Raw genomic sequence first — 8,046 nt, 5'->3', positions numbered from 1 at the left:
CTAGGTAACCCCGGTAGCCTCGTCACCCCCCCGGCCTGTTTGTGGGGGGTTTTGCGTCCCCGCGATAGGCGTGTCATGGCTGTTTACCGCGGTAAACAGCCATGACTCGCGGTGCTTCTGACATGTCCAGAACGGTCGCGCGTGTCCACCAGTCCTCCGCGTGGTTTACCGCGGTAAACCACGAGACCCAGGCTTGTTCTTGCTTCGGCCAACGGCCAGATCATCGTCCGTGTTTACCGCGGTAAACACGGTTTCGGATCGTTGCCCCGACGCGGAGAGCCGTGGACTATCGACGACTCCGGCTTGACGGTAGTCGCCTGCAGCGGCGGTGCTCACGGAGATGCTTTCCGCGAGCACCGATCGAGCTGGTGTGGGATCCGCTCAGCAGGTCGTAACACTATGCGCCAGCCTATAGGTGCCTACGTGAAGTGATCGGTTCAATCCAGTGCTGCGGTTTACCGCGGTAAACCGCAGCAGGTGCACCACTCGATGACTCTCGTCGGATACCGAGTGTCGCGTCGAGTCGCCGGTATGCGATCGAGTGCGTTTGCCGCATCTCGTTTACCGCGGTAAACGGGCTGAGAAGATCGCCGTGGTGATATCGCATCACCACGCATGCGCTGGCACCCCGATCCTTTCGGGCCCTGACCGCGATGCCCTCCGTTGTTTACCGTGGTAAACCGGCAGCAGGTGCCGGAGGTGACGCTGCAACGGAAGATTCGAGCTGATGGACGACCGGTCGGATGGGGCGTGCGCCTCACCGGTTTACCGCGGTAAACACCGTGTGTCGGCTGGCAATGATCGAGAGCGTCGATGGTGGCGAAGATTCATCATCGCGCCGGCGCGCGTAGCCGGATTGTGTTTACCGCGGTAAACCGGAAGCGGCGGTATCCGCGTTTCAACGCGACGGAAGGAGTTGCCCTCGCCGAAGACGGCGTGACCCGGCCGCGCCCAGGAGCAATGGAGGAGGACTGGTTTACCGCGGTAAACCAGCCTCGGGTCACAGGTCTCACACCGCCTCCGCCGAAGGGATGGCGAACTCGGCAACAACCCGCCGAACTCTTGGCTTCGAGAACTAGCACGGCTGCTCCGGCCGACCGTGTTTACCGCGGTAAACAGCTGTAGGTCAGCCCGCTGACATCGCATCCGCTGGACTGTTGGCTGTCAGCATCCCCTCGCCGGGGTCAGGCTGCGCCTGCTCCGGCACCGCACGCCCGAACCGGTTTACCGCGGTAAACCGGGATCGCGCCGAAGGGTGTTTCTTTGCGCCGGCCGTCAGAGTGGTTGTAGCCGAGGAAGTGCACCGGTACGGCTCGGGTTTACCGCGGTAAACATCTGTGCCGCGGGGAGCTCGGGGCCAGCGTGGAGGCAAGTCTGCGGCGGAGATCCTTCGACGTTGTGGAACGGATGGCTCGAGGTGACGTTTACCGCGGTAAACCGGGGGAGGGGTAACCCCGATCTATTGCACTCGGAACTGGTGTGCCATACATGCTGTCGGCGGGAAGGGTCCCCGACGCTATAGCTGTGAACCGGTTTACCGCGGTAAACCAGGAAGCATCCTCCGAGGGAAAGATCACCGCCTCAGACTTCCTGGCACGCTGAACAGGAGGTCGTGGTTCTCGTTTACCGCGGTAAACCGCGCCGAACACGTCGGAACAGACTCGTCGACATCTGCAGAAGGTTGGTGCCTTCAGCGCCGAACAGGCCGAACCACCGACTCCTGTCCCTAGGTACTTTGCCGCGCGGAACGCGTGCGGGCCGCCGGGCAACGTCGATGCGCGTGCACGAGGCTAGGCGGAGATCCCATCGAGGAATCGGCGCGACCAAGTCTTCCCCTGGTTTACCGCGGTAAACCAGGGGAGTGGTGTGCCTGAGCGGCAGCCCTCGAGTGGGGAGTCCCACGTTTCGCCGACACCAGAAGCCGACGCCAGAACACGATGCCCGGTGATGAGGGCTCGGTTTACCGCGGTAAACCACTAACACCCGCCGGCCCATGGCGGTGTTCGCCTCGGTCTTCGAGAAGCGCTGTACATGTTGACCGCGGGGAACCATGTCGATAATGTCGGCGTTCTTCATCGACTGCGACAATGGAGCGATGCCACGGATCCTGCCGGCACAGCTGCTACCTGTCGGTCTTGCTGGTTTACCGCGGTAAACGATGTGGATCACTCTTCGTGCCCTTGAGATGCTCGCACGAAAACTGCGGCGAGAGCCGTCACTGAGTCTCGGGTTTACCGCGGTAAACCGGGGAGTGGCATCCTGGACAGGTCGTCCGGGCGCGGTTGGCCCGCAGTCGTAGCACGAAGGCGATGTCCGCGGCGACGGGCCGGTCCGGTTTACCGCGGTAAACCAGTCGCACCTCTTCCCGTGTCGCTGCAGTTCCGCGAGACGGGAAGAACCCTGAATGAAAGCCTGGTCCGGGCATCGCTGTCTGCTGGGCACAGGTCCGGCCGGCAAGATGACGCGGAGTTGAATAGAAGTGGCCTGTCTGTTCTGTAACGGATTTCTCCGACACGATGGAGCCCGGTGCCAGAGAAGTCTCGGGGGAGTCGCAGCTTCGAACGACCATTGCTACCTCCGGTGCAGGACGGGTCGTTTACCGCGGTAAACCACCACAAGGTCGGCCGTTCGGTCGGGGTGGCAAGCGATCACGCGGGAAGTATCGGACTCGTATTCCGTGATTGCACCGTAGCAGAAGGTTCCGCGGCCATTTCGGTAGCGGAAGTGGGCATTTCGCGATCGACCGGGACTCGATAGGAGTGCTGACCCGCGCACATATCCGTCACAGTGACGAAACTGGGTGGTGTAATCCGGTGCCGGAAAGTCGGTCAGGGCAGATGCGTGAGGCGCGTTTCGCACGGGCATACCCGATATGGAAGGCGACACGCCGATGGCGCTCGAGAAATCTCGAGAAATTTTGGGCGCCAAGAGGATCGGATCTCAGTGTGGGGGAGGGTCGTCGCGGCCCCACCGTCCGCGCCCAGGGCGACTCGCCATCCACTCGTCCACGGTCTCGGGAAGCCAGCCGAGCTTGGGCCCGATCTCTGCATCTGCTTGCGGCAGAACACCTTTGCGGAGATAGCCCTTCGCGGTGTTGTACGCGATCCCAACACGGTCGGCGAACTCGTGCAACGTCAGGTATCGGACCATGCCGGGGATCATACTGCCCGGTTGCACAATAGACCCACGCGGATCTATTGTGCAGAGCGACGCAATCCACCAAAAATGGTCTCAAACCCATTACAGTGGAAGCGCAATCGCCGCCTCGATCGGAACGTGGTGGTGCAAGTCCGAAGTAGCCCCCTCGGGGGTGAAGCATACGGAGGGTATCCCAATGGCTGTGCATGTCATGCTGAATCAAAAGGGTGGGGTCGGAAAATCCACCCTGACAATGAATCTGGCCGCGGTGAAAGCCGATGTCCTCACCTCCGGCGAAGATGACGACGTGCAGTCCCCGGTCGCGGCGATCTCCGTCGACCCCCAGGGCTCGGCGGTCTGGTGGGCCTCGCGAGTCGAAGAACTCCCGTTCCTGATCGACCAGGTCCACGACAACCTCGAGGTCCTGCGCAACCTCGACAAACTCCCCGGCATCAAACACGTCTACGTCGACACCCCCGGCTGGATCGACCTGTCCGGCAACGACGACGGCACCGACCCCCTCGGGGCCGGCACCTCCGGCGACGCCCTGCGCGCCGTCCTCGATGTCGCCGACCTGGTGATCGTGCCGATCGAACCCGAACCGCTGTGCTTCGACCCGACCGCCCGCACCATCAAGCAGGTCCTCGAACCTCTCGGCAAGAAATTCATTGTCGTGGTGAACAACTGGGACCCGCGGGACGGCAAGGTCGACCTCGACCAGACCCGGGAATTCGTCCAGGCGAACGGCTGGCCCCTCGCCCGCACCGTCGTGCGCCACTACAAGGTGCATACCCGCGCCGCCGCGGAAGGCCGGGTCGTCACCGAGTACGAAACCAACCGGGTCTCCCTCCAGGCCCGCGAGGACTTCTACAAACTCAGCCTCGAACTCGCGGACGGCGGCCGCTGATGGCCCCCAAGGGAGGGCGCGCGAACTTCGCCTCGCTGGTCGGCGCAGTCGGAGACAACTCACCGGTCGACCGCAAGCGAACCGTCAGCCCCAAGCCCATCACCACCGAGCCCGTCGACGGCCAGTTCCTGGCCGATGTGCCGGTCGCAGAGCTAGTCGCCAACCCGCGCAATCCCCGCGACGAGGTCGGCGACCTGTCCGATCTGTCCACCATCACCGATAGACAGCTACAACCCGGAACGGCCGTCAGCCGGGCCGCGTGGCTCAAACTCTGGCCCGAAGACGAAGCCGAGATCGGCACCGCCAAGTACATCGTCGTCAACGGAAACCGCCGCCTCGCGGCCGCGGTCAAGTACGGCCGCCCCGGTCTCGATGTCGTCGTCCGAGACAGCATCGCCGTCAACAAGGGGGAGATCCTCTGGGCGGCGACCAGCGAGAACATCGACCGCCGCGACTTCGACGTCCTCGAAGAAGCCAAGGCCGTCGAGCTCATGGTCGCCGAATTCGGCAGTGCCGACGCCGCCGCAACCAAACTCGGACGCTCCAAGGGATGGGTGTCCCAGCGCCGCGCACTGCTCAAACTCGCACCGGAACTCCAAGCGGCGCTGCGCGCCGGCGATCTCGCGATCCGGCACGCCCGCTCGCTCGCCAAGGTGCCCCTCGAGGAACAGGTCGCAGCGTGGGAAGCCGCGCAGAACCCGGAGTCGGACACGTCCACAGCCGACCCCGGACCGGCCGATTCCCAGCCGAATACGCCCACGAAGGACGATCCGGACGAGTCGGCGCCGATCGAACCCGCCGACAAAGTGGTGCAGGCACTGAAGAAGTTGTCCGTCGACCCGGCTGTCCTCGCCGCCGCCGTGCGCAAGCACTACTCCAACGACGAACAACGCGCCCTCATCGACGCTCTCGGTCTCCGCTAACCGATTTGCGTTCGTGGACAAGATGATTCCGCAACCAGCCGGACCCCCACCGGCTGGTTGCGGGACACCATGCCGCGACCCACTCCCATCCGGCACCTTCGATCACCGTCCGCGCACCTCACACGGCCACACCCTCATGCGAATCCCAGCGGAGCCCCGATGAGCCGAAACAACGAACAGTTCACGCTCTTCGATGTCGAACCCGACCCCGACACCGAACACACCGACGTGCCCGCCCCACCCGATGCCTCGACACCCGGCGAATCGGATCGGGTAGAGGACGACGTAGTCGACCACAATCGCACCGAAACCCACGCCACGACCGATCCGGCCCCCGACGACACCGGCACCGACACAGACCCCGACAGCGACCAAACAAGCGACGACACCCAGCCGAACACAGAAAACACCGACGACCCGAAACCCTGGGAATCCCTCCCCACCGGCACGGACGCCGACGGACACGCCCTCATCGTCACCGCCGAAGCCACCTACAGTCCCTCCGGCGCCCGACTCACCGGCCCCGTCGACACCATCGACAAGCTGGACAAGCTGATCCACTGGGCAGCCCTGACCCCACACGGTCTCACCGCCCAGGTGTGGTTCGTCGGCATCGACTCCTGCGCCCGACTCGGCTGGACGATCGACCCCGGCAGCGAAGACGACGTCGACGACCTCGAACAACTGCGCCGCCGCGCGGCCGCGGACCTGACCCAGGCCGTCGCCGCGACGCTGCCGCCGCTCATCGCCGCCGGCTGGGAGCTGCGCGGCGATCCCGGCTTCGTCGTGCACCTCAAACGTCAGCTCGGCAAGGCCACCCAAATGGTCGACCTCATCCTCGAACCGTACGTATGGACGTACTGGAACAAGGACTTTGGCTGGGGTAACCGAGTCGGGGATATGGGCATCCTCGGCTCGCCGACCGCCGGCACCTACCTGCCCGACGAGGACCTGCCCGCCGCCCGCGAGCTCGGCCGCCGCCTGGCCTGGTCCGCCAAACACCTCGGCACCCTGCCCGGCCCCACCCCGGCCCGCACCGGTGCCGCGATTCTCGACAAGATCCGCCGCGAACGCACCCAGACAGGGAAGGGCATCGTGGTGACCGCCGCCGGTCCGGTCCCACCGATCGACGGCGCCCCCCGCGGCGATCTCGAACCTGCCGCCGGTTGGTCCCGGATTCCCGATGACGACGATCTCGACGGGGTGACCCGGCTGGTCACCATCGACCAGCGCGCTGCCTACCTGGCCTCGGCCGGGATGCTCTCGTTCGGCTACGGCCGCGTGCGCAACCTGAGCGGTGCCGATGTCGCGGCCGCCGCCGCGGTCGACAAGCCGGCGTTCGGGATCTGGCGCGTGACCCTGCCCGCCGCCGGCCAGTACGCCCTGCCGGACAAGCTCCCGCTGCCGCACCCAGCGATGCTGCACGACCAGCCGGTGCGGACCTGGATCACCACCGTCAGCCTGGAAGGACTGTGCGCGCCGATCGCCGACGGCGGAATGGGCCTGGACATCGACGACCTCGACGTCACCGACGCCTGGGTCTACGAGGAACAGGGCCGGGCCCTAGACAAGTGGGCGAAGATCCTGCGCGAGGCCCGCACCGTCGCGGTCGAGACCGGGGATGTGGCGATGAAGCGGTTCCTCGGCGCCTGCTACAAGGGGTACGTGGGTCGGATGGTCAACCCCGACATGTGGACCGCCAGCCGGATGCAGCATCACCACCAGCCGTTGTGGCGGGCGGCGATCATGGCGCACTGCCGGTGGCGCGGGCGCCGGGTGGCGATGCGCATCGCCCGCGAGACCGGACGGTGGCCGATCCGTACCATGACCGACTCCTGGGTGTATCTGCTGGGAGAGGGGCAGGACATCGCCGACGACAGTGCCGCCCTCGGCAAGATGACCCTCGAGAAGCAGGTGGAGCTGACCGACGAGATGATCCTGGCGTTTGCGGCCGCCGAAACCACCCACGAGGTTCGGCTCGCGATCGCCGCGGCCTACGGCACCGACACCGACGAGGAGCAGTAGATGGCGCTGCACCTGCCCAAGCCGCGCTCGAAATCCGTGCCGCAGAAAACCACCGGTCTCGACGGCATGCGCGTCACGGTCGCGGCCGCCGCGGCCGAAGGCATCGCCAAGGCGCAGGAAACCAGCCGCGGCCTGGCGGGGCTGACCGCGAGGGTCTCGGTCCGGCAGCTGCGCAGCGAGATCGGGAACGACGGGTTGCGCCAAGCCGCGATCGATGCCGGCCGCACCCCGCCCTCGGACCGGACGCTGCGCCGGTGGGGGCAGCAGGGCCGCATCCCGCACGCCGAGGTCGCCGAGCTGGCGCAGCGCCGCGCCGCGATCGCCCGGCTCGGCGGTGTCAACGCGGTGGCGCAGCAGATCGGCCGCAACCCGTCGTCGGTGCGTAAGTACATGTCGGGCAAGACCAACGAACTGCGCAACGACGCGAAGTCCAAACTCAAAGCCGCCAAAGCGGACAACACCATGCGCAAGGCCGGTGTTCTCCGGCCCGACGGGACACCGAAGGTCGCGACGATCCGGGTCACCGGCCGGGTGCACGTCCGCAACGGCGACGAAGTCGGATACGACTACCGCACCCGCACACTGGACTTCGGCAACTCCGACGTCCCGTTCAGCGCCGAGGAATCACGGGAGATCGCCGCAGCCCTGGCGAACGACGACCAGGCCCGCGTGGTGGCGATCCTCGAACGCCACGCCACCCTCGACTACCCGGAGAACAAGGGGTTCGACGTCTACGGGGATCAGTTCGGATTCCACTTCGACGCCATCGACAAGCTCGACGTCACGTGGCGCTGAGTAGTCCACCGACAGCCACACAAACGCATCACTTAGCGTCCCGCGGTTCCTGACGCGATCCGATTTGAGCACCATCGTGCTGTTCAGGCCAGCGGATGGGTTCACAAACGTCACTTGCTCGACCGGTCGCTGCCCAACGACGATCTCGACGGTGTCTCGCACCGCAGAACGGTGCCGTGGACGATCCCGGGGATATCCATCTAGCGTTCCAACCTCATATTCCGAACACGGGATGTCCGCATCCTCGTTCGGCTGACA

The 8,046-nt window shown here is 65.3% G+C and carries 5 protein-coding genes; 4 read left to right on the top strand and 1 reads right to left on the bottom strand.

The window, feature by feature from the left end:
• Positions 1 to 2,940 precede the first annotated feature (2,940 nt).
• Positions 2,941 to 3,150: a helix-turn-helix transcriptional regulator gene (locus tag ACWDUD_RS28850; RefSeq protein WP_450111555.1), complete on the bottom strand. Its 210-nt coding sequence runs from the start codon at positions 3,148 to 3,150 to the stop codon at positions 2,941 to 2,943.
• 184 nt (positions 3,151 to 3,334) lie between these two features.
• Between ACWDUD_RS28850 and ACWDUD_RS28845 the strand changes: the two genes are divergently transcribed.
• The 4 genes from ACWDUD_RS28845 to ACWDUD_RS28830 all read left to right on the top strand — a co-directional run bounded on the left by ACWDUD_RS28845 (position 3,335) and on the right by ACWDUD_RS28830 (position 7,788).
• On the top strand, positions 3,335 to 4,045 hold the full coding sequence (locus ACWDUD_RS28845) for a ParA family protein (protein ID WP_197257387.1): 711 nt from the start codon (positions 3,335 to 3,337) through the stop codon (positions 4,043 to 4,045).
• Positions 4,045 to 4,968, top strand: coding sequence for a ParB/RepB/Spo0J family partition protein (locus ACWDUD_RS28840; protein WP_450111554.1), 924 nt, complete (start codon positions 4,045 to 4,047; stop codon positions 4,966 to 4,968). The genes ACWDUD_RS28845 and ACWDUD_RS28840 overlap by 1 nt, the downstream gene beginning before the upstream one ends.
• A gap of 159 nt (positions 4,969 to 5,127) precedes the next feature.
• Positions 5,128 to 6,993, top strand: coding sequence for a hypothetical protein (locus tag ACWDUD_RS28835; RefSeq protein ID WP_450111553.1), 1,866 nt, complete (start codon positions 5,128 to 5,130; stop codon positions 6,991 to 6,993).
• Positions 6,994 to 7,788 carry a hypothetical protein gene (locus tag ACWDUD_RS28830; RefSeq protein ID WP_248676487.1) on the top strand — a complete coding sequence of 265 codons (795 nt, stop codon included), beginning with the start codon at positions 6,994 to 6,996 and terminating at the stop codon, positions 7,786 to 7,788.
• Positions 7,789 to 8,046: the final 258 nt, after the last annotated feature.

This window comes from Rhodococcus sp. NPDC003382 (assembly GCF_053589135.1).
This window is presented reverse-complemented; position numbering and strand designations above follow the sequence as displayed.

Bases quoted from the DNA above. Each gene is read 5' to 3' on its own strand.
- ACWDUD_RS28850 (WP_450111555.1), bottom strand. From the start codon at position 3,150: ATGGTCCGATACCTGACGTTGCACGAGTTCGCCGACCGTGTTGGGATC.
- ACWDUD_RS28845 (WP_197257387.1), top strand. From the start codon at position 3,335: ATGGCTGTGCATGTCATGCTGAATCAAAAGGGTGGGGTCGGAAAATCC.
- ACWDUD_RS28840 (WP_450111554.1), top strand. From the start codon at position 4,045: ATGGCCCCCAAGGGAGGGCGCGCGAACTTCGCCTCGCTGGTCGGCGCA.
- ACWDUD_RS28835 (WP_450111553.1), top strand. From the start codon at position 5,128: ATGAGCCGAAACAACGAACAGTTCACGCTCTTCGATGTCGAACCCGAC.
- ACWDUD_RS28830 (WP_248676487.1), top strand. From the start codon at position 6,994: ATGGCGCTGCACCTGCCCAAGCCGCGCTCGAAATCCGTGCCGCAGAAA.